This window comes from Acinetobacter sp. GWC1_38_13 (assembly GCF_001767535.1).
In the GTDB taxonomy this organism is placed as follows: Bacteria; Pseudomonadota; Gammaproteobacteria; order Pseudomonadales; family Moraxellaceae; genus Acinetobacter; species Acinetobacter junii.
In genome coordinates this window covers 1-21832 of the sequence record NZ_MELG01000037.1, presented here as the reverse complement: position 1 = coordinate 21832, position 21832 = coordinate 1, and the positions used below count along the sequence as shown (strand labels likewise).

The following is a 21832-nucleotide window of genomic DNA, read 5'->3' as shown; positions in this document are numbered from 1 at the left end:
AAATTTTCACCTGCTCCAGTAAAGTCTATATTTTGCTTGTTGATAATTACAGGTTCATTTGGTGTAACATTGACTTTAACTTTACTTTCACTGACTTTTTCAAACTTAAACTCTGCATTGTAATATCCTACAGCTTGAGCTGCTTGATTTGATAATGCACGTAATTGAGGTAAAGCTGCTGCAAAATCATCAAATGATTCTTGCGTAAAACTCGAAAGTTTCGCTTTGATATTTGCTGCCAATTCAGGTGGCGCACCAGATACATCTGCACTAATACGAGGAACTTTGTCCGTATTTAAAATATTTTCTGGTTTGAATCGATTAATAATTTTCTTAAAAAATCCAACTTTTTCAGGTGCTGGTTCAGATTTAGCTTGGAAGTCAGCTAATGTTCTCCCAGTTTCATTTGCTTCTACAACAATCTTACTATCAGCCTGAATTTCCTGCATTAATTGATTGATGTTTACAGGTGCTTTTGTTATTTCTGTCAGTTCTGCTTGAGAAACATCATTGACTGTGGTTTGTGTGGCATTTGCTCGATAGTTTTTAGCTTCATTTTTAGCTTCTTCTGCAACACGATAGATTTCGTTTGCCATGTTCTGATCAACTGAAACTACTGGCAAATCCTCTAGATTTTCATCGAACTGTATAGGTTTTAATTCTTCAATTTGATTGATTGTTTGTTCTTGTTGTTTTAATGCAGCGAGACTATCTAATTCTGAAACAGTTACAGTCGATGGCTCTACTTTTGCCGACACATTCACATCAGCCGATGCTAGAGTTTGTAATGTTTGATCAGAAGATGATGGTGTCTCTATTGAATTAATTTTAGACATATCAGCAATTTGCTCTTGAGCACAAGCAACTGATATAAAAGAACTAATTATAAAACTACTACAAATAAGTTTAGGAAATCCCTGCATTTTAAATATTAAATGCATAGAATGAACCAGTGTTGACTGTTTAAACTTATCTTTAGATGGCATGTGAAACTCTAAACTTATTTTTAATTTATCTTTTTTTGATGGGTGAAAATTTCTTCAAATCTTTGATTTTCATCCAATCAAACATTGAAAGTATCATACATGCATTTTCTAGTATTTTTACAGTAAGTCACATTTTTTTATAAAACACAATGAAGTGAACACATGATGAAACAAGATGACCACTTAATGACATCACGTCGGTTTGTCCCGATGTTTTTCACTCAATTTTTTGGGGCACTGAATGATAATGTATATAAGCAAGCACTGCTTTTGGTCATAACTTATGGGTGGATCCAACAACAAAGCGCACCGATTAGCACTTTAAATAATTTAGCTGCCTTGCTATTCATCTTACCCTATTTCTTCTTCTCTGCTACAGCAGGACAAATCGCGGATAAATACGAACGTTCACAACTAATTCGTTTTATTAAAATCCTTGAAATCGTGATCATGTTGATTGGTACAGCAGGTTTCTTACTCGGAAACTTATGGCTTTTGCTTTTTGCTTTATTTTTAATGGGCACACATTCGACCTGTTTCGGTCCCATCAAATATGCCATTTTGCCTGAAATATTAAAACCTAATGAGTTAATGTCAGGAAACGCACTGTTTCAATCTGGAACCTCTATCGCAATTTTACTTGGCATGATCTTAGGAGGTGCTGTTATTGCATCTTCAGAAGGTAATTTATTGTGGATTAGTGTCACAGTTGTTACTATTGCCTGCTTAGGCTATTTAAGCAGTCGCTTTATTCTTCCGCAAAAGATTGCATCTCCTGATTTAAAAATTGATTGGAATTTTATTAGAACCAGTTTTCAGACATTGAGTTATGTAAAAAAAATTCCTGTTGTATTCATGATTCTACTTGGAAACTCTTGGTATTGGTTTTATGGTGCGACGTACCTCACTCAAATCCCCCAACTCACTCAACAAAATCTTCATGCATCTGAAAATGTCGTAAGCTTATTACTCACCTTCTTTTCGGTCGGAATCGGTGTCGGCTCATTACTATGCCGCAAGATCGGTGGCAGTGACATCAATATCAAGATGGTTCCTTATGGCGCAATTGGTTTGACTGTATTTGCACTTTACTTAGCTGCAAGTCTTGCATTTGTACCTGAACGCACTGGTGAACTTCTTAATTTAAAAGATATGTTTACTCAAGGTTTAGTTTACTACCATGTCATGATCGCTGTAACGCTACTTGGAATTAGTGGTGGATTTTATATCGTTCCTCTATATGCCATGATGCAGGCGTATTCACCACGTTCACATCGTGCTCGTGTCGTTGCTGCAAACAATATTCTAAACGCTGTTTTCATGGTCAGTTCAGCAATTTTTTCAATTTTAATCTTAAGCATTTTAAAAATTGATATTAAAATCTTATTTATCATCACAGCCGTTTTAAGTGCTTTTTTCTCAATTTGGTTATTGAAGCGCTTACAACCTCTGTTAGCGAATGCTCCCCATACTCTAGAGGATTAATATATGCGTCATTACACAGGTCTCGATAAGATGATCAATTCATTTGACCAAGCATTACGCAGCTTAGTTCCTGGTGCTACAACATCACAACGCAACAATCCTGCAGAAGAAACCCCTTCACAGTTATGTGTTAGCGATGCTCGACATGTTGCGGGATTAATGCGTGTTAATCATAGCGGAGAAGTCTGCGCTCAAGCGCTTTATCATGGTCAAGCACTGACCGCAAAGCTTCCACATGTTAAACAAGAAATGCAACAAGCAGCACTTGAAGAGCAAGACCACTTAGCATGGTGTGAAGATCGTTTAAAAGAATTAGATAGTCATACCAGCATTTTAAATCCGATTTGGTATGGTTTATCTTATGGTATGGGTGCAATTGCAGGCATTGCAGGTGATAAATATAGCTTGGGGTTTGTTGCTGAAACAGAACGTCAAGTCAGCCAGCACTTACAAGAGCATATACAGCAGCTTCCAGCTCATGATGAACGTTCACGTAAAATTTTAGAACAAATGAATGAAGATGAATTGCATCATCGCGAAACAGCATTAAATGCTGGCGGCGTAGAACTTCCTGTGCCTGTTAAAATCACGATGACAGCCATCTCAAAATTGATGACTAAAACAAGTTATTACCTTTAAAATTTGAGTAATACAGGGAGTTGCGATGATGTAATTCCCTGCACTTCATTAAAATAGTACTAATTATTGCAAAACAATTTTTCCTTTATCTTTTGAGTAATGGTCATACCAGAAACTTTCAGATCCTTTTTCCTGATCCGTGAAAATCGTGTAATTAATTTTTCCCTGCCTAAAAGTTAATTGACCTTTTTTCTTAATTGCAATGACTCGATAATCATTCACCCATACTCGCTCTTTATCATCAATTTTGATACGAGCAAGTATCTTCCCATCCGTTCTTTCAGCAATCCACTGTGGTTCATTACTACTTTTACCATCTAGTGCATCCTGTGTATTATTTTCTACAAATCCTGCTTTTATATTCTCTTGTTTAGATTTTCTTATATCACAACCTTGCAATTCACTCAGCTGAGTACAACCTGATTGTTCTAATTGGTGTCTATATTTTTCATCAATTGCAAAAGCTTGATTGGCGATCAAGATACTCGGAAGAATTGACAAAACAAGAAGTATATTTCTCATATTATTACCGTTTAAAAGCTTATAAGAGTTATTCAAACACTGATAAACTCAACATGTATGTATCACAATTGTTGAATCAAAAAATAAAACCCATTTATTCAATGGGTTCTATTTATATACCAAGTTTTCTTGAATGAATTACTGTAATCCGCGCTCAGCTTTGAATCGCTCGAGATTTCTTACTGCATCTTGATAACGATACTGAACTCTACTGCTATTTAAACGCAAATCATATAAACGCTTTTTGTAATCATCCCGATCTTTTACTGATAAATCTTTACGCTCTAATTCTTTTAAATAATAACTCATATCTGTCTGTGAACGTTCAAACTCAGAATTAGCTTGGTAGTATTCATGTGCGACTTGATAATATGTACGTAATGCATCACGTTTTTCAATCGGACAAACACGATAATCACCACGTCCTTCCAAAGCTTCATCAAAGATTGTCTCTGGACGGCAATAAAAATTCAATCCTTTCTGATAACCCTTTTCATATAGATTTTGATTCGGAGTAATGTTTGCTTTTTGACACGAAGAATAATATTGATCTAGTCTAGATTCACGACCTGCTGAACCGTCTTTCTCACCAACATTAAACCAATTTGCAGTTTTACATTGCTCAACACTCATTGCTGCGCAGCCAGAAAACAAAAATGACAATGTTGTAAGCAGGAAAATGACTTTCATAAATGAGTCCTTTTATTATCGTAATCTTTAAAATTATATTTTGATGACTGGATATTGTAGCTTGTCATCATAATTTAACGCTTCATGCTGCCACAATTCAAGCAATGGAATTTTAACATCATTTGCTAATGGTAATTTTTTAGGATTGAATTGCATATGCTCTAAATCCTTCCCCCAAGCAATAACGTCAATATCCAAACTAATATAATGAGATGGACGAACACGACCTGATTGAGTTTCAAGATTCTTTAGAATATCCAAGACTTCATCCACGGTCAGCTCACTTTTTAATAAGCATGCTGAATTCCAGTAGTCTGCACCTACGGCATCTCTACAAGGAATTTGATAAATCACTGAAAATTCCACTTTTCCTAATTGCGCAAGCTGAGCATATGCAAAAGTGAAATTCTGCTGCTGTTGAACATTACTCGCCAGTGCGAGCGCAAAAATCGTTTCTGTTGCGTTCAAGGCGAATTCCTACTGCATTGGCTTGTGCAATAATTGCGGGTTTACGAATTGTTATAATAATTGACTCAATCGAGGGAAATACTAAAAATAATTTTTCAAGAACTAACTGTGCTGCATGCTCTATTAACTTAGGTTTTGCTTGTTGAATCACTTGAGCAGCTAGTTCACATATTTGTGCATAGTTTAATGTATCGTCTAGCTCATCAGATTGTGCAGCCTGATTAAGATCATTATGAATGGTTAGATCTAACATTAAAGGTTGAATGATTTGGCGCTCCCAATTGAAACACCCTATCACCGTATCAACTTTTAATCCTTCTATAATAATGGCATCCATAATGACCCAATAAACTGATAATTTAATTAATGCTTTAGAAATGAAGCAGGTTCAATATTGTGAACCATTTTCAAACGTTGGTCAGCATAAATATCAGTATAAGGCGCTAAAACTCGCATGAAACGATCAAAATATAGCATTTGTTTGAATAACAAAGCGAAGTCACGCGGGAATTTGATGCCATGACGCTCACCAACCCCAATCATGTCCATCATGATGTCATTCAAATCAGCAGGGTTGGAACTTAAAATTTCTTGAGGGTCTGCTAGTAGCACACCACTAAATAACCGTTCTAAATCATCTGCTAAGACTTGAGTATCGATCTTATGATGCGTCATCCCCATCTTAAGCATATTTTCAGCCATCGCAGCGTAATTGGTATGCTGTAAAGCATCCATAAATGCCATGCAAGCCGTCCATACTTCAGGCTTTAGTTGACCTACAATCCCAAAATCGATGAAACCAACACGACCATCTTCAAGCAGCATTAAATTTCCAGCATGTAAATCAGCATGGAAACTCTTACATAGCATTAGACTACCAAACCACGTATTCATCGCTGTAATTAATACTTGAGTTGGATCTTTAGCGTATTTTTTTACCACATCAAAATCAGTCAAAGATACGCCATATAAACGTTGCATCGTTAAAACACGGCGCGTTGAAAACTGATGATAAACTTTTGGCGCTGTTGCAGCTTGATTGCCCGAAACATTGAGATACTGTACAAAGTCATCTAAGTTTTGCGCTTCTTCAATAAAATCTACTTCACGAACCATGCGTGTTTTGATTTCATCTACTATTTCAGATAATGACGCAAATTTAATTTTTGGAACTGCACGCTCTAATAGCTTAGTCGCCCAATGTACGACGTTTAAGTCAGTATAAAGAATGGTTTCAACACCTGGTTTTTGTACTTTTAGTACGACATCTTCACCTGTCACAAGTTTTGCAGCATGCACCTGTGCAATAGAAGCTGAAGCTAATGGTTTTTCGTCAATGAAACTAAAAATTTCATTCAAGTTTTTACCTTCAAACTCTTCAGCAAGTACTTCTTGGATATAGCTAAACGGTAAAGTTGGTGTTTGATCTAAGCACCCTTGGAATTCCTCGACATATTCACGAGGAAATAGTGATGGTGTACTTGCAATAAACTGACCCAATTTAATATATGTAGAACCTAGCGACTCAAATGTCTCACGCATTAGTTTTGCGTTACTTTGCTTCTCAGTTGCATATTTCACACCTGCCTGTGCAGCAACAATCACTGTTTCACCTATCCGTGCAACAGAACGCAATCCATCAAATAAGATATTTCTTTTCATAATCTTTCATTGCCTCATAGATGGCATTAGTTTAGCAAATTTCAGAAACTTTACTGTTTAAGTTGCCCGACAAACTGGACAATTTGCATCTTTTTCAAATTTAAGAATACGTTGCGATAAATTTAAACCATTCCAGAGTAATAGCTTTTGCTTCAGTGGTGTTAATCCCAAACCTAGAAATAGCAATGTGTGATGTGCTTGTAATGACGCTATCATTACAGGAGTTGTTGCCAACACGCCTGACTCTGCACAACGCATACCCTCATTTGCGTGATCCTCTTTAGGAAATAGACATTCATAACAAGCAGAATCTGACTCCACCATGAACATTTGTCCTTCAAATCCGATTGCAGAAGCGCTAATTAGAGGGACTTGATATTTCTTACAGATCGCATTGGCTAAATAACGTGTCGTAAAGTTATCACACCCATCCAACACTACATCCTGATGCTGTATTAAATCATCAGCATTCGTTTCATCAAATCGTATGTTTTTATAGCTAACATGTATGTGCGGATTAATCACTTGTAAGTGTTTTGCTAATATTTCGGCTTTGTAGCGACCGATATCATTTGGAGTGAACGCAATTTGACGTTGTAAATTACTCATTTCAATTGTATCAGCATCTACAATCGTAATTTTTCCAACGCCTGCTCGTGCGAGTAGCTCCGCACTAGTACACCCTATTCCACCAGCTCCAATAATCAGTACATTTGCTAATTTTAATTTTTCTTGAGCTTCAATATCCCAACCATCAAGTAAGATTTGACGACTATAAAGATGCATTTCATCATTAGTTAATTCAAATTCGTTTTCTGGATGAATTGACACACTGATTCTCTTGCTAGCTCTAAAGACTTTAGATTTTAAGTATATGAATGTACTAATGGAAGATAATTTTTTTCATACATGCATTTTAGCTTTGACTATATCTAGGTTTTAACCCAATATTGTAGGCACTCTTTAACAGCATAATAAAATCAATTACTTATGAATTAAGATTAAAACTTTGGTTATTTTATTTTTTTAGAAATAACTCTATGTTTTATTTTGAAATTTTAAGTATTGGTTGGTTAATATGCAAGCTGATACCAGAAGCACACAATCAGCAAACCCATGATTTATTTATCGGCTCTGTTATTGCTGCTTGGGCTGATACGCGTGTTTTCCGCGATGGTCACTGGCATTTTTCGGAAGAGCATAAAAACCTGAAAAGCCTACACTATATTGCTGGTGGTACGTTTTATTTAATTGGCGATGAAGTGAAAGCAGAGTAAATCAAACACAGAAGCGATGCACTTAGCAGCGCTTCTCATATGAATAATATAAAGACTATTTAATTGCAGTATCATAACGCTGGTTTACAGTATTCCAGTTTACAACAGACCAAAAAGCTTTGGTGTAGTCTGCTCTGCGATTTTGATATTTAAGATAATAAGCATGTTCCCAAACATCCAAACCTAAAAGTGGCTGTCCTTTCTTCTCCACAATATCCATCAAAGGATTATCTTGATTTGGCGTTGAAACAATCTCCAATTGACCTGCATCATTCAAGATTAACCATGCCCAACCCGAGCCAAAACGACCTGTTGCAGCCTGATTGAATTTATCTTGGAAGGCTTCAAATGAGCCGAAATCTTGATTGATTTGTTTTAGTAGCTTTGCACTAACCTTACCAGTTTTATTAGTCGGTGCTAAACTTTCCCAAAAGAAAGCATGGTTAAAATGCCCACCACCATTGTTTCGTACTGCTGAATTATATTTAGAAATTTGTGCTTGGACTTGTTCAATACTTAATTTATCTAGCTCTGGATAGGATTTAATCTGAGCATTTAAATTATCAACATAAGCTTTGTGATGCTTTGCGTAATGTATTTCCATCGTTTTTTGATCAATCGCGGGTTCTAGTGCATCACTTTTGTAAGGCAATGGTGCTTGCTTAAACTCCGCATAGGCAGGCACACTTAATCCTGCACATAACATCAATGAAAATAGGCTTTTATTTAACATCCGCATCATTAGATTCCATAAATTGATAATCATTTTCATTATCAAAAATATAAGTAAATCCAAAGCAGGTCAAATCACTAAATACTAAAGATACATTTTACTACTTATTAAAAACATAAAAGCGATGAACCAATCATCGCTTTTATTTACCTAAAGATATTTTTATTTTGCAGCCATACGAATCGAGCCGTCTAAGCGAATTACTTCACCATTTAAATATGAGTTTTCAGCAATATGTGCAACCAAGCGTGCAAATTCTTCAGGACGACCTAAACGCGATGGATACGGAACCATTTGACCTAATGCATCTTGTACATTTTGTGGTAGACCTTTAAGCATCGGTGTTTCCATAATGCCTGGTGCAATCACCATAATACGAATTGCATAACGTGCTAACTCTCTTGCAATCGGCAAAGTCATGGCAACTACTGCCCCTTTTGAAGCAGAATATGCAGCTTGACCAATTTGACCATCAAACGCAGCAACCGAAGCTGTATTGACGATTACTCCACGATCTTCATCACCTTCAGCAACTTCATTTTTACTCATGGCTTCCGCTGCTAAACGCAGCATATTAAATGTACCAGTGACATTAATCTGAAGCGTTTTTGAGAACATACCTAAATCGTGTACACCGTCTTTACCAACAACTTTTGCTGATGGTCCGATCCCAGCACAGTTAACTAAACCATGCACTGCACCATGCTTGACTAATACATCTTTAAAAAATTGCTCAGCAGCTTGCTCATCCGTAACATCGAGTTGGACAAATTCAGCTTTTTCACCCAATGCTTGTGCCTGCTGAGTTCCAACTTCAGCATTCATATCAACTAAAGTGACGGATGCACCTTTCTGAACCAAATATTCAGCTGTCGCTGCGCCTAAACCAGAACCACCGCCAGTAATAACAAAGTGTTTTCCCTGAATTTTCATTTACGTTTCCTATCAAATTAAAGTGATAAATTTTATAACAAAGAGTAAAGGCAACTTTTTTCCGATACAATTCCAAAAAGTAGCAAATTTAATGCGATTTTTGAGCATTTATTTCATTCACTCTCCTGTATTTCATCTTTTATGAGCAAACTTCCAAATCAAGATATCAATTCTGCAAAGGATACGATTTCAAATGCACTTATTCGTGAAGCATTGAGTGTTGCAGCTAGCAGCGGCTTAAATATCGTCAATATCGCTAACAAAGCGGGTATTTCAGCTGAATTATTAACTTCAACCAAAGCACGAGTCCCTGTTATCCAATCTGCACAGCTTTGGGTTGAACTGGCAAAAAGTATGAATGATGAATTTCTCGGCATGGATACTCATCCAATGCGCCGAGGAAGTTATAAAGTATTGGCGAAACTTGCTTTTGGTGCAGATACATTAGAACAGGCTATACAAGATATCTTAAAATTTTTAGCTTTGATTTTGGATGATATTCATGGGGAATTAGTTCAGGAAGGTTCGAAAGCATTTCTTATCCTACATGACCGTGATCAACCCAAACGAATGTTTACCTATTCGACTTTTTTAATGCTGGTACACAGTTTGATGTGTTGGTTGAGCGATCAACGTATCAGTTTTTACCGAATGTCATTTAGATGCCACCAACCTGTTGAGATACAAGATTATCGAGTACGCTTTTGTGAAAATATAGAATTTAATGCTGAACAGAATAAAATAGAATTCGATGCTCATTATCTCAAGCACAAGATTAAAAAAGACAAACAGGCGTTAAATGAGTTTCTAAAACATGCCCCATATAATTTAATTGTGCGCTTTAAAAATGAAAACTCATTAAGCCTACAAATCCGCAGACAATTGATTCTCCAACCACCTTCTGAATGGGCTGAGTTAAAAGATATTGCACAACAAATGAATATGTCCACAGCAACTATTCAACGTCGACTAAAACAAGAAGGTGTCAGCTATCAACAGCTTAAAAATGATATTCGATGTGATATTGCAATTGAACGTCTGAGCAAAACGAATGATTCAATTCAAAGTATTAGTGATGATCTAAATTTTCACGATCCAAGTGCTTTCCATCGTGCTTTTAAAAAATGGAGTGGTGTAAGCCCTGGTAGCTATCGAAAAACATCCCCAAGCAAAAAACTACTTGTTAACCAATTTGAAGACTGAATGGTTTAAAAAATGTATTTACCTGAAATTTTTGAAGAAAAAAATACTGAGAAATTATATCAACTCGTTGAAAAATATCCGTTAGGTACATTAGTCACTCACAGCTCCAATGGTATCGAAGCAAATCACTTACCCTTTAAACTTTTACATGAGCCTAAATTTAATCACGCAATTCTTATCGCTCATATTGCACGAAATAATGAATTGCATACTTTGATTGAGAGTGGAACTGATGTTTTAGTTATTTTCCAAGGTGAACAAGGCTATATTTCCCCCAACTGGTATCCAAACAAACAATTGCATCATCGTCATGTACCAACATGGAATTATCAAGTCGTACACGTAAAAGGAAAAATTAGATTTTTAGAAGATGAAAAATCCTTACGGGGCATACTCGCCAAACTTACTCGGACACATGAAGCCAAGCAAGAAAAACCATGGAAAATGTCTGATGCACCTAGCGATTACATCGCAGCAGAACTCAAAGAAATAATTGGTATAGAGATTGAAATCCAGCACATGATTGGAAAATTCAAACTTAGCCAAAATAGAGACCAATCTGATGCTGTAAATGTGGTAAATAATTTAGAAAAACAGGGTCAGATTCAATTAGCTGAAGCAGTCAAACAATACATTGAAGATTAATTCAACTTCTGTCCAAGGCTGACACGATCATTGCCACCATAATCTTTGATGGTTTGAATTTGGCTAAAACCCTCTTTCTCGAAGATGGTACGGACGGCTTCACCTTGATCATAACCATGTTCAAGCACAATCCATCCATTTGGATTTAACCAACCTTTACCTTGAACAATAATAGTTTCTAGATCCGCCAATCCTTGCTTATCAGCAATAAGTGCTCGTTCAGGTTCTGATTTAAGCATTTGCATATGCACATCTTCTGGATCGATATACGGCGGATTTGAAACAATAAGATCAAAAAATTGTTTTTCTAACGCATCAAACCAAGCACCACAAGCAAACTTAACATGCGTTAAACCATGACGAATGGCATTTTCCTGTGCGACTTCGAGCGTAGGTTGATAAATATCTGTTGCCGTAACTTTCCACTGAGGACGCTCACTTGCTAGAGCCAATGCAATAGCACCCGTTCCAGTACCTAAATCAACGACATTAGATGTTGAATCAAGTTCAAGCTTTAACACAGTTTCAATCAATATTTCTGTATCTGGACGTGGAACCAATGTGTCATGTGTGACTTTTAAGTCCAGAGTCCAAAACGGTTGTGAACCTGTTACATAAGCTAGTGGTTCACCATGATCAATACGAGCAAGCCCATTCAAATAAGCTTGCTCTTGAATTTCAGTTAACTCTTGCTCAAGTCTTAGTTTTAACTCTAATGAATTGATACCCAGTATATGTTCAAGCAGCCACGCAGCTTCTTGACGTTCATAGCTATCAATTTCACCTTTAATTTCTAATGCCTGAGCAATATTCATTAGCCGCCATTTTCCTGAGCAAGCATCGCTAATTGATCCGCTTGATATTCACGATGCAAACTATCAAGCAATTCGGTTAAATCACCCTCCATGATCGCGTCTAATTTATATAACGTTAAATTGATACGATGATCCGTCATACGACCTTGAGGATAGTTATAAGTACGAATACGCTCAGAACGGTCACCAGAACCAACTAAGTCACGGCGCATTTCAGAAGTAGCTGCATCCGCTGCCGCACGTTTTGCATTTTCTAAACGAGATACAAGTAATGCCATCGCTTTGGCTTTGTTTTTGTGCTGAGAACGTTCTTCCTGACATTCCACAACCACACCCGATGGAATATGAGTAATACGAACAGCAGAATCGGTTTTGTTAATGTGCTGACCACCCGCACCTGATGCTCGGTAAGTGTCAATTCGGAGATCAGCTGGATTGATTTCGACTGTTGTATCTACATCTACTTCAGGCAAAATAGCGACTGTACATGCAGATGTATGAACACGACCTTGTGATTCAGTGGCAGGTACGCGCTGTACGCGGTGCGCACCACTTTCAAACTTTAAGCGACCATATACACCTTCACCATCAACACGACAGATTACTTCTTTGTAACCACCGTGTTCACCTTCATTTTCAGACAGGACTTCAATACGCCAACCCTGAGTTTCCGCATATTTACTATACATACGGAATAAATCACCCGAGAAAATAGCAGCTTCATCACCACCCGTCCCTGCACGAATTTCTAAATAGGCAGCATTCGCATCATTAGGATCTTTAGGGATCATTAACACATTAAGCTGTTCTTCAAGCTCAACTAAAAGTGCCTTGTTTTCTTTAATCTCTTCTTCTGCCATGTCTTTGAAATCTGGATCAGATTTCATCATTTCAGCAGTTTCAATATCCTCTTCAGCTTGACGATATTTACCCCAAACTTCTGTAATTTCAGTTAAATCATTATGTTCTCGTGACAATTTACGAAAACGTTTGTTGTCAGAAATAACTTCTACATCAGCAAGTAATGCCGTCAGCTCTTCATGACGATCACAGAGTTGATCTAGTCTTAAGCGGAGTGATGCTTTCATGGGCGGAATATCTCGAAATCCAAAGACTCAATGCCATTACAAAGTTGAAGCATGAGTAAAATCAAAAAATTGCGCATAGTTTACAGATTCTACCGCTTAAATGACATAGTGAAACTTCACTACTGCGTGATCAAGTTTCGTTTCATCATAAATTGTTCATTTTTAGTTGTAGACTCTTGTTCTCTTTTTTGCCGTTCTATATAAATATGAGAGACAAATAAAATGATAAAACAATAGGATAATCAATATGAGTAATTTAATTAACCGTCCAACATTGGCATTTATTGGGGCAAGTTGGCTTGCAGTCGTGATCGGTGCTGTTGGTTTTATGATTGGCTTATGGAATGCTTCAATGCCTTTACATGAAAAAGGTTTTTATCTCGTTATTTTACTTTACGGTCTTTTCTCTGCTGTATCTCTACAAAAAACATTGCGTGATAAGTTAGAAGATATACCTGTGACTGCAATCTACGTTGCACTTTGTTGGACTTCAGTCGGTATTTGTATTGGGTTACTATTATTTAGTTTATCGAATGCGACACTTAGCCTGAGCGAAAAAGGTTATTACATTATGTCCTTTTTATTGAGCTTATTTGGTGTTACGGCTACCCAGAAAAATATTCGTGATCTTGAACATTTACGCTTACAGAAGCGAGAGTCTACAAATCAATTAAAACTTGAAGATTCTTCTCATCAAGATTCATAAATGACATCAGCACTATAATTTCATATTGGCTTAATCATTAATGAAAATTGAATTTATTTGATTAATCTTAATACTGATTTAAACAAAACCATACAATCAACTTACCAAATCACAATAATAACAGGATGCATCTCCACAATTTCACTCCACAAGCTTTGTTACATTTGCTTCCATTACAAAAGATGCCTGAACAGCGGGCACATGGAGTCAAAATGAAAGCGCATTTTATGTTACTGAGTGCAATCCTTGCAGGTTCTACTATTGCAAGCACTGCATATGCAGATAATGCAACACGTGTTGCAGCCACTTCAGCTTTAGGTAGTGTTGTTGGTACAGCAATAGGTAAAGAGATTGGTGGTCATAGTGGTGCCATGATTGGTTCAGCTGTTGGTGGTGCTGGTGGTGCAGCTGCTGCTAGCAGTAAACGTACGCGTACCGAAGCTGCAATTGGTGGTGGTTTAGGTGGTGTAGGTGGTTATACTGTTGGTCGCAATATTGCTGGTACAACTGGTGGTTATATTGGCGCAGCTGCGGGTGCAGCAGGTGGTGCCGCTTTGGGTCGTAAAGTAGGTCAAGACCGAGACTACGACAACTATCAGTCAAAAAAATATAAGAAAAAACGCAAACATCGTCATCATTGATAAAAAGCACCTTCGGGTGCTTTTTTATTGACACTTAAATTGGGTCTAACACATTAAAAATCCTGAGTAAATTACTTGGTTGAATCTATAGTTTGAACTTCTTAAAATAATCCCTTATTTTAAATATGCCTTTATTGCATCATGAATACTGAATTACTCTCTCCTGCTGGTTCACTAAAAAATATGCGTTATGCTTTTGCTTACGGAGCAGATGCTGTCTATGCAGGGCAACCACGTTATAGTTTACGTGTCAGAAATAATGAGTTTGATCATGACAATCTTAAAATTGGCATAGAAGAAGCTCACTCTCTTGGTAAAAAATTTTATGTCGTCGTCAATATCCAGCCACATAATAGTAAATTAAAAAATTTCATACGTGATCTATCCCCAATTATTGAAATGAAACCAGATGCATTAATCATGTCCGACCCAGGGTTAATCATGATGGTTCGTGAGCATTTTCCTGATATGCCAATTCACCTATCAGTACAAGCAAATGCCATCAATTGGGCTACAGTTAAGTTTTGGAAAGACTATGGCTTAAGCCGTGTAATTCTTTCACGTGAGTTATCTTTAGACGAAATTGAAGAAATTAAAAATAACGTGCCAGATATTGAGTTAGAAGTATTTGTACATGGCGCCTTATGTATGGCCTATTCTGGTCGATGTCTACTATCGGGTTACATGAATAAACGTGATGCCAATCAAGGAGCATGTACCAATGCTTGTCGTTGGGAATATAAAATCCATGACGCACAAGAAGATTCAAATGGAGATGTTATCCCTGTTCAACATTTCGAAAATTCAAAATCATGTTGTTCTAAATCATCACATGAGCGTAATACTATCAATCCAGTATTAGTACAACGCAACGATGAGGATATGTTTGCTGCCGAAGAAGATGAGCATGGTACTTATTTCATGAATTCTAAAGATCTTCGCGCGGTGCAACATGTCGAGAGACTGAGTCAAATGGGCGTCGCTTCACTAAAAATTGAAGGTCGAACCAAATCTTACTTTTATTGTGCCCGCACCGCACAAATTTATCGAAAAGCAATTGATGATGCATTATCGGGTAAATCTTTTGATCAAAGTCTAATGACACAACTTGAAGGTTTAGCTAACCGTGGCTACACAGAAGGTTTTTTACGTCGCCATACTCACAGTGAATATCAAAATTATGAAGATGGATCATCACATTTTGACTTTCAACAATTCTGCGGAGAAGTATTAGAAAGGAATGGTGACTTCATCCGAGTTGAAGTCAAAAATAAATTTATTGTCGGGGACTCACTTGAATTAATGACACCGAAAGGCAATGTCCACTTTGTGCTCGAACAAATGCTTGATCTCAAAGGTAATCTTATCGATAATGCCAAAGGTTCAGGTCATACGGTTGAAATACAATTTCCACAAGAAATTGATATTCGTTACGCATTGCTGATTCGGAACTTACCTCAAGCAAAACAGCAATTATCATCAGCCTCTTTAGCATACTCAGCACATTAATTCATGGCTCTTATGATTACTACCGCATGTATCAACTGTGATATGTGCTTACCAGAATGTCCAAACGAAGCAATATATGAAGGTGCTAAAATTTATGAAATCGATACCGAACGTTGCACAGAATGTGTCGGTTTTTATGATGCACCGACCTGTATTGCAGTTTGCCCGATAGATTGCGTTAAACCTGATCCACAACTTAATGAATCACATTCAGAACTTTTAGAAAAGTTTCGAAGATTAAAATCACAGTAAGTTACAAATAAAAAAGCGCCTTACGGCGCTTTTTTTAGATATACAAATTAGTTTGCATATACTGGGAATTTTGCACAAACAGCTTCTACTTTAGCTTTCACTTCAGCGATAACTTTTTCATCACCTTTACTGTCGATGATGTCAGCAATCCAACCTGCAAGTTCACGAACTTCAGATTCACCAAAACCACGAGTTGTAACAGCTGGAGTACCGATACGGATACCAGAAGTAACGAATGGAGAACGTGGATCATTTGGAACTGCATTTTTGTTTACAGTAATGTGTGCTGCACCTAACCATGCATCAGCATCTTTACCCGTTACGTCTTGTTTGATTAAAGACAATAAGAATAAATGATTTTTTGTACCACCTGAAACGACATCATAACCACGTGAAATTAATACTTCAGCCATAGCTTGAGCATTTTTCACGACTTGTTGTTGGTAAGTTTTAAACTCATCAGACATCGCTTCTTTGAAACAAATTGCTTTAGCAGCAATTGCGTGCATCAAAGGACCGCCTTGGTTACCAGGGAATACAGCAGATTGAAGTTTCTTCTCGATTTCTTCATTTGCTTTTGCAAGGATTAAACCAGAACGTGGACCGCGAAGTGTTTTATGAGTTGTAGTCGTTGTTACATCAGCAATTTGAACTGGGTTCGGATAAACACCAGCAGCAACTAAACCTGCAACGTGAGCCATATCAACAAAAAGATAAGCACCAACTTTATCAGCGATTTCGCGGAAACGCTGCCAATCAACAACTTGGCTGTACGCAGAGAAACCAGCAACGATCATACGCGGCTTGTGTTCCAAAGCTAAACGTTCAACTTCTTCATAATCGATCTCGCCCGTTTCAGGGTTTAAACCGTATTGAACAGCGTTGTATGTTTTACCAGAAAAACTTACTTTAGCACCGTGAGTCAAGTGACCACCGTGAGCTAAGCTCATACCAAGTACTGTATCACCTGGGTTGAGAAGCGCTAAATACACAGCAGAGTTTGCTTGTGAACCTGCGTGTGGTTGAACGTTTGCATAATCAGCACCGAACAATGCTTTCGCACGGTCAATTGCAAGTTGTTCAATTACGTCAACATATTCACAACCGCCATAATAGCGTTTGCCAGGATAACCTTCTGCATATTTGTTCGTAAGTTTTGATCCTTGAGCTTCCATAACTGCTGGAGAGCAATAGTTTTCTGATGCAATTAACTCAATGTGAGCTTCTTGGCGTTCGCCTTCAGAAGCAATCGCTTGAGCTAATTCTGGATCAAATTGAGCAATAGAAATATTGGCAAACATTAGCGGGGGTCCTATAAATTAGGGCTTTTAAGCCGTGCTAAAGATTGGTGCGTATTGTAGCATGAAGTTTGCCTTTTCACAGATTGATATTTATTTAATTATTCGTGAATTTTATTCATTCTGAATGTTCCGATATCAATGAAAATGATGAAGAATCTAACAAGCTTTTAAATAATTAAAATTTGGTATAAAAAATGGACTTCGAAAATACTCTGAACAATCATGAATTCCAACTTCCAGAAAACTGGAATTACTACATGTGTCAAATTGATGAGATGCCTGCAAGCTATTTTGTTAATTTAGCCTTGGCGGAAATCGCACCTATATCACAAAGATTACAATTAATTTGGCTAGAAATTAAAATGAATCAACCGCGAGAAGATGGCTTATCTTCAAGTGAAGAATTTGACCATTTAATGGTTCTTGAGGATGAAATCATACCTAGCCTAACAGATGGAAGTCAGAGCATATATGTAGGGAGATTGACACATAATAAAGTGAGAGAGTTCTATTTTTATTGTAAGGATGCGACTGTCTTAGAACATAAAATTCAACTTATCATGCAAAAATTCTCTCAATATTCCTATCAAACTGGTCACCGCGATGAACCAGATTGGTCTTCATATTTTAAATGCATGTACCCTACTCCAGAAATATTACAGACTATATCTAATCGAGCTGTTGTTGAGAATCTTCTTCATCATGGTGATCTTCTACAGATAGCTCGACCTGTATATCATTGGCTTTTCTTCCAAAATGAAACAGACTTAGCTGAATGTGTACACAAGACTCAAGCTTTAGGTTTTGAAGTTGTACAAATCGATCAACTTGATGATGAACATATGAAGTTTTCTCTACAAATTTCTCGGATAGATCACGTTGATCAATATTCAATAGATCGTTGTACTTTAGAATTATTCGAGTTATGCAAGCTTTACAATGCTGAATATGATGGTTGGGAAACGGAAGTAGTTATTAATTAACAGCAAGCCCAGTATTTCATTTAGCTGAAATACTGGGCGAATAAACGCGATTTTTAAATTAATTGCTCGCAGGCATCAATGTTTTCACATCGTTAACAATATTTGAGATATTTAGCACATAAGCAGTGCCATGATCCCATTCCGCATTAGTAAAATATTGAATTTGCGATCCTTTACTTCGTGCTAACAAGACAAGACCATCCGTTGCTTCACGAGGAACTGTTGTATCTTTACCACCCTGATAAATCAGCGCAGGTTGGCTCAGTTTAACTTGTGCAGGCTGTGAATCATTCTCCAAGAAAGTCTTAACCAATGGAATTGCCATAAAATTAGTTTGAGTTCGTGGATAGTTAGCTAGACTACCATTTGTGAATGCATACGTTTGCATTGCCGCACCGAACTTCTGACCAACCTGATCGTAACAATCTAATTCTGCTCGACTTGCAATCTCATCCGTTGGTGATTTAAAGACGTTAATATAATTAAAAGTAGGTTGCAGATTTCTTATCCCTGCTGTAATTAATGCAGTAAAAGTATCAAGTTGAGCATACATTTGGATTTGCTGAGCGATAGGTGCATTTTCAACAGATTGCTCACCTTTAACTAGAATTGCTCCTAAGTTCGATGCTGGAGCTACTGCAACCGTGCCTTTATATTCCAATTTAGCGCGACTCGCATATTGCGCTGCACCTAGTGCTGCCTGCCCACCTTGGGAATGCCCTACAGTCACCCATTGACGCGAAAGCACTTTCCCCTGACTCGCCAAATAAGATCTTGCTGCAACAACAGCATCTGTTATTGAGTATGCTTCACTCTTAACATTTAAAAATGGATGTAATTCTCTCCCACTTGGTTCACCTAAACCTTCGTAATCTGGAGCTACAACAACATAGCCAGCTGCAAGAAACTTATTAATCATGTCTTGTATATAGATATTCGTTGCATTTCGACTAGGCGCACATTGATCAGCAACTCCCGTTGTTCCATGTGCCCAAACGACAACTTTCCAACCACCTGATGGCATCGTTCCCTTTGGAACGAATATCAAACTAGTCGCTAATGTTTCTTTGCCATTTTGTCCCAACATTTTATATGTCATGACAGAGCTTTCAGAAGCAAATGCTGAGAAATCAGTTTTTGTGTAAGTAACAGGCATTCCAACGACTGGATTTTTAAAGTTGTTTTCAGGAATGCTTGGTTTCGATGTATAGCTTGAATCGTCACTTCCACCACAAGCCGTTAGAACAAGGCTTGAACTCAGCATAACAACCGTTAATAATTTCATTTTCATATATAGTTTTTCCTTAACTATTTTATTTTTGATGCATCTTTAGATCTTTTCTAAAGCATTTCACTGTCAACAATTACGCTTATTCGAAATGCGTTTCAAGTCTTTTCATCAGCAAAATATGATTTATTTTTAATCAAAAAATCGAATTACCAGAGGAATATAGCGATTGCGAATCGAACACATCTTGGTTGAGGCATAATTTCGAGTAAGATATCAAATCCACTCTACTTCACTTAGGTCATGACCCAATGCAAGCTATCATTTTAGATACTGAAACCCATACATTGAATGGCTTACCGATAGAAATTGCATATGCACCAATCGAGATAGAGAGTGGTAAATTAAGTTTAGATAAAACCAAAATTTTTGATCAACTCTATCAAGTCGGTCAACCGATCTCATACGCCGCTATGGCAGTTCATCATATTCTTGAATCGGATTTGATAGATCAACCTTTTTATAATGAATTCGAATTACCAGAACAAACTGCGTATATCATTGGTCACAATGTTGATTACGATATTTCAGCAATTGCGAAATGTGGTGTTGATGTTTCCAAATTAAAGCCTATTTGTACGCTAGCGCTTGCTCGTCGCGTATGGGAAAATGCAGAAGCGCATAATATTTCTGCATTAATTTATTTAATTTCGAAAGGAAGTGATAAAGCTCGTGAAATGCTGAAAGGCGCACATAGAGCTGATGCAGATATTATTTTAACAGCCAATATTTTGATGCATATCATCCATCATTTAAATATCCAAACAATTGAACAACTCTATGTAGCTTCAGAAGAGGCACGCATTCCAAAATCAATTAGCTTCGGTAAACACAAAGGCACTTCGATCTCTGATTTACCAACAGATTATGTGCAATGGTTAATGCGACAAGATGATCTCGATCCGTACTTAAGAAAGGCACTAGAAAATAATATCGTCTAAAAAAGCACGTTAATTTTCAATAAGTTCAATTATTTTCTATTTACTTTATGCAAATAGATGATATTTAATAATTTGTTAACATTTCTGTCACTTTTCAACTATATCTTAATCTCCATCTAGATCTTGACTGGGGGAGATTAAGAGATGTCACATTTTTATAAAACGGAACTTGGACAAAATGCATTGCAACAACGCAATATCGCTTTGACTGCAAAACAACGACGACTACTATTACTTATTGATCACGAAGACTTTCAAGAACTAGACCATAACTACAAAGAAAAAATTGCACCATCTGAGCTTGTTCAACAACTGATTGACATGGGTTTACTCGCCCAACAGGCAGAGCCAACAAATATAAAAGAAATACCTTTGGAACAAACTGCTCCTATCATTCAATCAGCAATTACAGAACCGCTTGAAAATAATCATTCAACAACACCAAGCTCTGATGAAGAAACATTTGAAAATATTGAACTTGAAAAATTACCTTTTGTAGAGATTCAACAAGTGATGATCCAAACACTAACCACCTATTGCGGTTTGATGGCTCGTCCTTTAATCCAAAAGATTCAAACAATAAAAACCGTGCAACAATTAAAAGCATGTCAAATGCAGTGGATTACCTCCTTACAAGAAAGCCGCATTCCACCGACTCAACTGAATCAAACACTTAAGCTAATTAATTATTCAGTTCAACATTTATAAATTTGACCTTATAAATAAGATCATAATTTGAATAATTGCTCTTTTAATAAGCAAGAAATCACTTGGTGGTCATGTTTATATTTACCTATATGATTTTTTTGCCTATCATGTGGCTCGCATGCGCTCATAGCTCAACAGGATAGAGTACAGGTCTCCGAAGCCTGTGGCGTGGGTTCGAGTCCCGCTGAGCGCACCACAATCTTTTCTCAAATCATTTCAAAACTATTTCAATATAACAATTTTTTGATTGAGCTTATTATTACCTCTTCTGATGCATTCTCAATAATTACCGTATAGATTACGGGGTAATCCTCCCATAAATAACTGAATTTAAAAGTAGAGGTTAAGCAGCCATCA

Annotated in this window: 24 protein-coding genes, 1 tRNA gene and 1 pseudogene; 13 read left to right on the top strand and 13 right to left on the bottom strand. The window is 37.1% G+C overall.

What is annotated here, in order from left to right; translation table 11 throughout:
• Nucleotides 1-986, bottom strand: a 986-nt coding sequence (locus A2003_RS03895; RefSeq protein WP_286686834.1) for a POTRA domain-containing protein, incomplete at its 3' end; no start/stop codon positions are given.
• A 162-nt stretch (nucleotides 987-1148) separates the two neighbouring features.
• Between A2003_RS03895 and A2003_RS03890 the strand changes: the two genes are divergently transcribed.
• Nucleotides 1149-2471 (top strand): MFS transporter, encoded by a 1323-nt coding sequence (locus A2003_RS03890; RefSeq protein ID WP_004953941.1) that lies wholly within the window; start codon nucleotides 1149-1151, stop codon nucleotides 2469-2471.
• 3 nt (nucleotides 2472-2474) lie between these two features.
• A complete protein-coding gene (gene coq7, locus A2003_RS03885) occupies nucleotides 2475-3110 on the top strand; it encodes a 2-polyprenyl-3-methyl-6-methoxy-1,4-benzoquinone monooxygenase (RefSeq protein ID WP_004911746.1) in 636 nt (211 codons plus the stop codon).
• 63 nt (nucleotides 3111-3173) lie between these two features.
• Here the strand turns inward: coq7 and A2003_RS03880 are convergent, their stop codons facing one another.
• The 6 genes from A2003_RS03880 to A2003_RS03855 form a co-directional block, all read right to left on the bottom strand.
• Complete coding sequence (locus A2003_RS03880) at nucleotides 3174-3632, bottom strand: hypothetical protein (RefSeq protein WP_005402486.1); 459 nt, start codon at nucleotides 3630-3632, stop codon at nucleotides 3174-3176.
• Nucleotides 3633-3770: 138 nt separating this feature from the next.
• On the bottom strand, nucleotides 3771-4322 hold the full coding sequence (locus tag A2003_RS03875; protein ID WP_005402485.1) for a DUF2799 domain-containing protein: 552 nt from the start codon (nucleotides 4320-4322) through the stop codon (nucleotides 3771-3773).
• 33 nt (nucleotides 4323-4355) lie between these two features.
• Nucleotides 4356-4790, bottom strand: a complete 435-nt coding sequence (locus A2003_RS03870) for a 2-amino-4-hydroxy-6-hydroxymethyldihydropteridine diphosphokinase (RefSeq protein WP_005402484.1) — start codon at nucleotides 4788-4790, stop codon at nucleotides 4356-4358.
• A complete protein-coding gene (gene folB, locus A2003_RS03865; protein WP_004911755.1) occupies nucleotides 4747-5127 on the bottom strand; it encodes a dihydroneopterin aldolase in 381 nt (126 codons plus the stop codon). The genes A2003_RS03870 and folB overlap by 44 nt, the downstream gene beginning before the upstream one ends.
• Before the next feature lie 26 nt (nucleotides 5128-5153).
• On the bottom strand, nucleotides 5154-6452 hold the full coding sequence (locus A2003_RS03860; protein WP_194597808.1) for an ABC1 kinase family protein: 1299 nt from the start codon (nucleotides 6450-6452) through the stop codon (nucleotides 5154-5156).
• Nucleotides 6453-6509: 57 nt separating this feature from the next.
• On the bottom strand, nucleotides 6510-7238 hold the full coding sequence (locus tag A2003_RS03855; protein ID WP_153569912.1) for a HesA/MoeB/ThiF family protein: 729 nt from the start codon (nucleotides 7236-7238) through the stop codon (nucleotides 6510-6512).
• A 278-nt stretch (nucleotides 7239-7516) separates the two neighbouring features.
• Between A2003_RS03855 and A2003_RS03850 the strand changes: the two are divergent.
• A pseudogene (locus tag A2003_RS03850) lies at nucleotides 7517-7729 on the top strand (flavin reductase family protein); the annotation flags it as partial.
• A 55-nt stretch (nucleotides 7730-7784) separates the two neighbouring features.
• Here A2003_RS03850 and A2003_RS03845 read toward each other — a convergent pair.
• Nucleotides 7785-8468 carry a superoxide dismutase gene (locus A2003_RS03845; RefSeq protein WP_286686835.1) on the bottom strand — a complete coding sequence of 228 codons (684 nt, stop codon included), beginning with the start codon at nucleotides 8466-8468 and terminating at the stop codon, nucleotides 7785-7787.
• A gap of 156 nt (nucleotides 8469-8624) precedes the next feature.
• Nucleotides 8625-9395 carry a 3-hydroxyacyl-CoA dehydrogenase gene (locus A2003_RS03840; RefSeq protein ID WP_286686833.1) on the bottom strand — a complete coding sequence of 257 codons (771 nt, stop codon included), beginning with the start codon at nucleotides 9393-9395 and terminating at the stop codon, nucleotides 8625-8627.
• A 141-nt stretch (nucleotides 9396-9536) separates the two neighbouring features.
• On the opposite strand from A2003_RS03840, the gene A2003_RS03835 reads away from it, so the two are divergent.
• On the top strand, nucleotides 9537-10598 hold the full coding sequence (locus A2003_RS03835) for an AraC family transcriptional regulator (RefSeq protein WP_286686832.1): 1062 nt from the start codon (nucleotides 9537-9539) through the stop codon (nucleotides 10596-10598).
• Between the two features lie 12 nt (nucleotides 10599-10610).
• Complete coding sequence (locus tag A2003_RS03830) at nucleotides 10611-11243, top strand: FMN-binding negative transcriptional regulator (protein ID WP_194597812.1); 633 nt, start codon at nucleotides 10611-10613, stop codon at nucleotides 11241-11243.
• Here A2003_RS03830 and prmC read toward each other — a convergent pair.
• Nucleotides 11240-12058, bottom strand: a complete 819-nt coding sequence (gene prmC / locus A2003_RS03825; RefSeq protein WP_286686831.1) for a peptide chain release factor N(5)-glutamine methyltransferase — start codon at nucleotides 12056-12058, stop codon at nucleotides 11240-11242. The two genes, A2003_RS03830 and prmC, sit on opposite strands and share 4 nt — an antisense overlap.
• Nucleotides 12058-13146, bottom strand: coding sequence for a peptide chain release factor 1 (prfA, locus tag A2003_RS03820; protein WP_004953903.1), 1089 nt, complete (start codon nucleotides 13144-13146; stop codon nucleotides 12058-12060). Before prfA ends, prmC begins: the two co-directional genes overlap by 1 nt.
• A 247-nt stretch (nucleotides 13147-13393) precedes the next feature.
• Between prfA and yiaA the strand changes: the two genes are divergently transcribed.
• From yiaA to A2003_RS03800, 4 genes are all read left to right on the top strand, one after another.
• Entirely contained in the window at nucleotides 13394-13852 is a 459-nt protein-coding gene (gene yiaA / locus A2003_RS03815) for an inner membrane protein YiaA (RefSeq protein WP_004915237.1), read from the top strand.
• 212 nt (nucleotides 13853-14064) lie between these two features.
• A complete protein-coding gene (locus A2003_RS03810; RefSeq protein WP_004953900.1) occupies nucleotides 14065-14493 on the top strand; it encodes a hypothetical protein in 429 nt (142 codons plus the stop codon).
• Between the two features lie 141 nt (nucleotides 14494-14634).
• Entirely contained in the window at nucleotides 14635-16002 is a 1368-nt protein-coding gene (gene trhP / locus A2003_RS03805; protein WP_151738850.1) for a prephenate-dependent tRNA uridine(34) hydroxylase TrhP, read from the top strand.
• 3 nt (nucleotides 16003-16005) lie between these two features.
• Nucleotides 16006-16254 (top strand): YfhL family 4Fe-4S dicluster ferredoxin, encoded by a 249-nt coding sequence (locus A2003_RS03800; RefSeq protein WP_004962453.1) that lies wholly within the window; start codon nucleotides 16006-16008, stop codon nucleotides 16252-16254.
• A 47-nt stretch (nucleotides 16255-16301) separates the two neighbouring features.
• On the opposite strand, the gene glyA is transcribed toward A2003_RS03800, so the two are convergent.
• The gene (gene glyA / locus A2003_RS03795) at nucleotides 16302-17555 is read right to left on the bottom strand and encodes a serine hydroxymethyltransferase (protein ID WP_151738849.1); all 1254 of its coding nucleotides are present in this window, start codon (nucleotides 17553-17555) and stop codon (nucleotides 16302-16304) included.
• A 194-nt stretch (nucleotides 17556-17749) separates the two neighbouring features.
• Here glyA and A2003_RS03790 point away from each other — a divergent pair, with 194 nt between their 5' ends.
• A complete protein-coding gene (locus A2003_RS03790; RefSeq protein ID WP_151738848.1) occupies nucleotides 17750-18538 on the top strand; it encodes a DUF695 domain-containing protein in 789 nt (262 codons plus the stop codon).
• Nucleotides 18539-18596: 58 nt separating this feature from the next.
• On the opposite strand, the gene A2003_RS03785 is transcribed toward A2003_RS03790, so the two are convergent.
• Nucleotides 18597-19829 (bottom strand): alpha/beta hydrolase, encoded by a 1233-nt coding sequence (locus A2003_RS03785; RefSeq protein ID WP_286686830.1) that lies wholly within the window; start codon nucleotides 19827-19829, stop codon nucleotides 18597-18599.
• A gap of 248 nt (nucleotides 19830-20077) precedes the next feature.
• Between A2003_RS03785 and A2003_RS03780 the strand changes: the two genes are divergently transcribed.
• The 3 genes from A2003_RS03780 (at nucleotide 20078) to A2003_RS03770 (ending at nucleotide 21671) form a co-directional block, all read left to right on the top strand.
• The gene (locus tag A2003_RS03780) at nucleotides 20078-20767 is read left to right on the top strand and encodes a putative quorum-sensing-regulated virulence factor (RefSeq protein ID WP_004962463.1); all 690 of its coding nucleotides are present in this window, start codon (nucleotides 20078-20080) and stop codon (nucleotides 20765-20767) included.
• Nucleotides 20768-20911: 144 nt separating this feature from the next.
• Entirely contained in the window at nucleotides 20912-21475 is a 564-nt protein-coding gene (locus A2003_RS03775; RefSeq protein ID WP_286686829.1) for a hypothetical protein, read from the top strand.
• A 120-nt stretch (nucleotides 21476-21595) separates the two neighbouring features.
• Nucleotides 21596-21671, top strand: a tRNA-Arg gene (locus A2003_RS03770).
• Nucleotides 21672-21832 lie beyond the last annotated feature (161 nt).

Excerpts from the sequence above, each read along its gene's own strand:
- A2003_RS03890 (WP_004953941.1), top strand. The coding sequence starts at position 1,149 with ATGATGAAACAAGATGACCACTTAATGACATCACGTCGGTTTGTCCCG.
- coq7 (WP_004911746.1), top strand. The coding sequence starts at position 2,475 with ATGCGTCATTACACAGGTCTCGATAAGATGATCAATTCATTTGACCAA.
- A2003_RS03880 (WP_005402486.1), bottom strand. The coding sequence starts at position 3,632 with ATGAGAAATATACTTCTTGTTTTGTCAATTCTTCCGAGTATCTTGATC.
- A2003_RS03875 (WP_005402485.1), bottom strand. The coding sequence starts at position 4,322 with ATGAAAGTCATTTTCCTGCTTACAACATTGTCATTTTTGTTTTCTGGC.
- folB (WP_004911755.1), bottom strand. The coding sequence starts at position 5,127 with ATGGATGCCATTATTATAGAAGGATTAAAAGTTGATACGGTGATAGGG.
- A2003_RS03860 (WP_194597808.1), bottom strand. The coding sequence starts at position 6,452 with ATGAAAAGAAATATCTTATTTGATGGATTGCGTTCTGTTGCACGGATA.
- A2003_RS03855 (WP_153569912.1), bottom strand. The coding sequence starts at position 7,238 with ATGCATCTTTATAGTCGTCAAATCTTACTTGATGGTTGGGATATTGAA.
- A2003_RS03845 (WP_286686835.1), bottom strand. The coding sequence starts at position 8,468 with ATGCGGATGTTAAATAAAAGCCTATTTTCATTGATGTTATGTGCAGGA.
- A2003_RS03840 (WP_286686833.1), bottom strand. The coding sequence starts at position 9,395 with ATGAAAATTCAGGGAAAACACTTTGTTATTACTGGCGGTGGTTCTGGT.
- A2003_RS03835 (WP_286686832.1), top strand. The coding sequence starts at position 9,537 with ATGAGCAAACTTCCAAATCAAGATATCAATTCTGCAAAGGATACGATT.
- A2003_RS03830 (WP_194597812.1), top strand. The coding sequence starts at position 10,611 with ATGTATTTACCTGAAATTTTTGAAGAAAAAAATACTGAGAAATTATAT.
- prmC (WP_286686831.1), bottom strand. The coding sequence starts at position 12,058 with ATGAATATTGCTCAGGCATTAGAAATTAAAGGTGAAATTGATAGCTAT.
- prfA (WP_004953903.1), bottom strand. The coding sequence starts at position 13,146 with ATGAAAGCATCACTCCGCTTAAGACTAGATCAACTCTGTGATCGTCAT.
- yiaA (WP_004915237.1), top strand. The coding sequence starts at position 13,394 with ATGAGTAATTTAATTAACCGTCCAACATTGGCATTTATTGGGGCAAGT.
- A2003_RS03810 (WP_004953900.1), top strand. The coding sequence starts at position 14,065 with ATGAAAGCGCATTTTATGTTACTGAGTGCAATCCTTGCAGGTTCTACT.
- trhP (WP_151738850.1), top strand. The coding sequence starts at position 14,635 with ATGAATACTGAATTACTCTCTCCTGCTGGTTCACTAAAAAATATGCGT.
- A2003_RS03800 (WP_004962453.1), top strand. The coding sequence starts at position 16,006 with ATGGCTCTTATGATTACTACCGCATGTATCAACTGTGATATGTGCTTA.
- glyA (WP_151738849.1), bottom strand. The coding sequence starts at position 17,555 with ATGTTTGCCAATATTTCTATTGCTCAATTTGATCCAGAATTAGCTCAA.
- A2003_RS03790 (WP_151738848.1), top strand. The coding sequence starts at position 17,750 with ATGGACTTCGAAAATACTCTGAACAATCATGAATTCCAACTTCCAGAA.
- A2003_RS03785 (WP_286686830.1), bottom strand. The coding sequence starts at position 19,829 with ATGAAAATGAAATTATTAACGGTTGTTATGCTGAGTTCAAGCCTTGTT.
- A2003_RS03780 (WP_004962463.1), top strand. The coding sequence starts at position 20,078 with ATGCAAGCTATCATTTTAGATACTGAAACCCATACATTGAATGGCTTA.
- A2003_RS03775 (WP_286686829.1), top strand. The coding sequence starts at position 20,912 with ATGTCACATTTTTATAAAACGGAACTTGGACAAAATGCATTGCAACAA.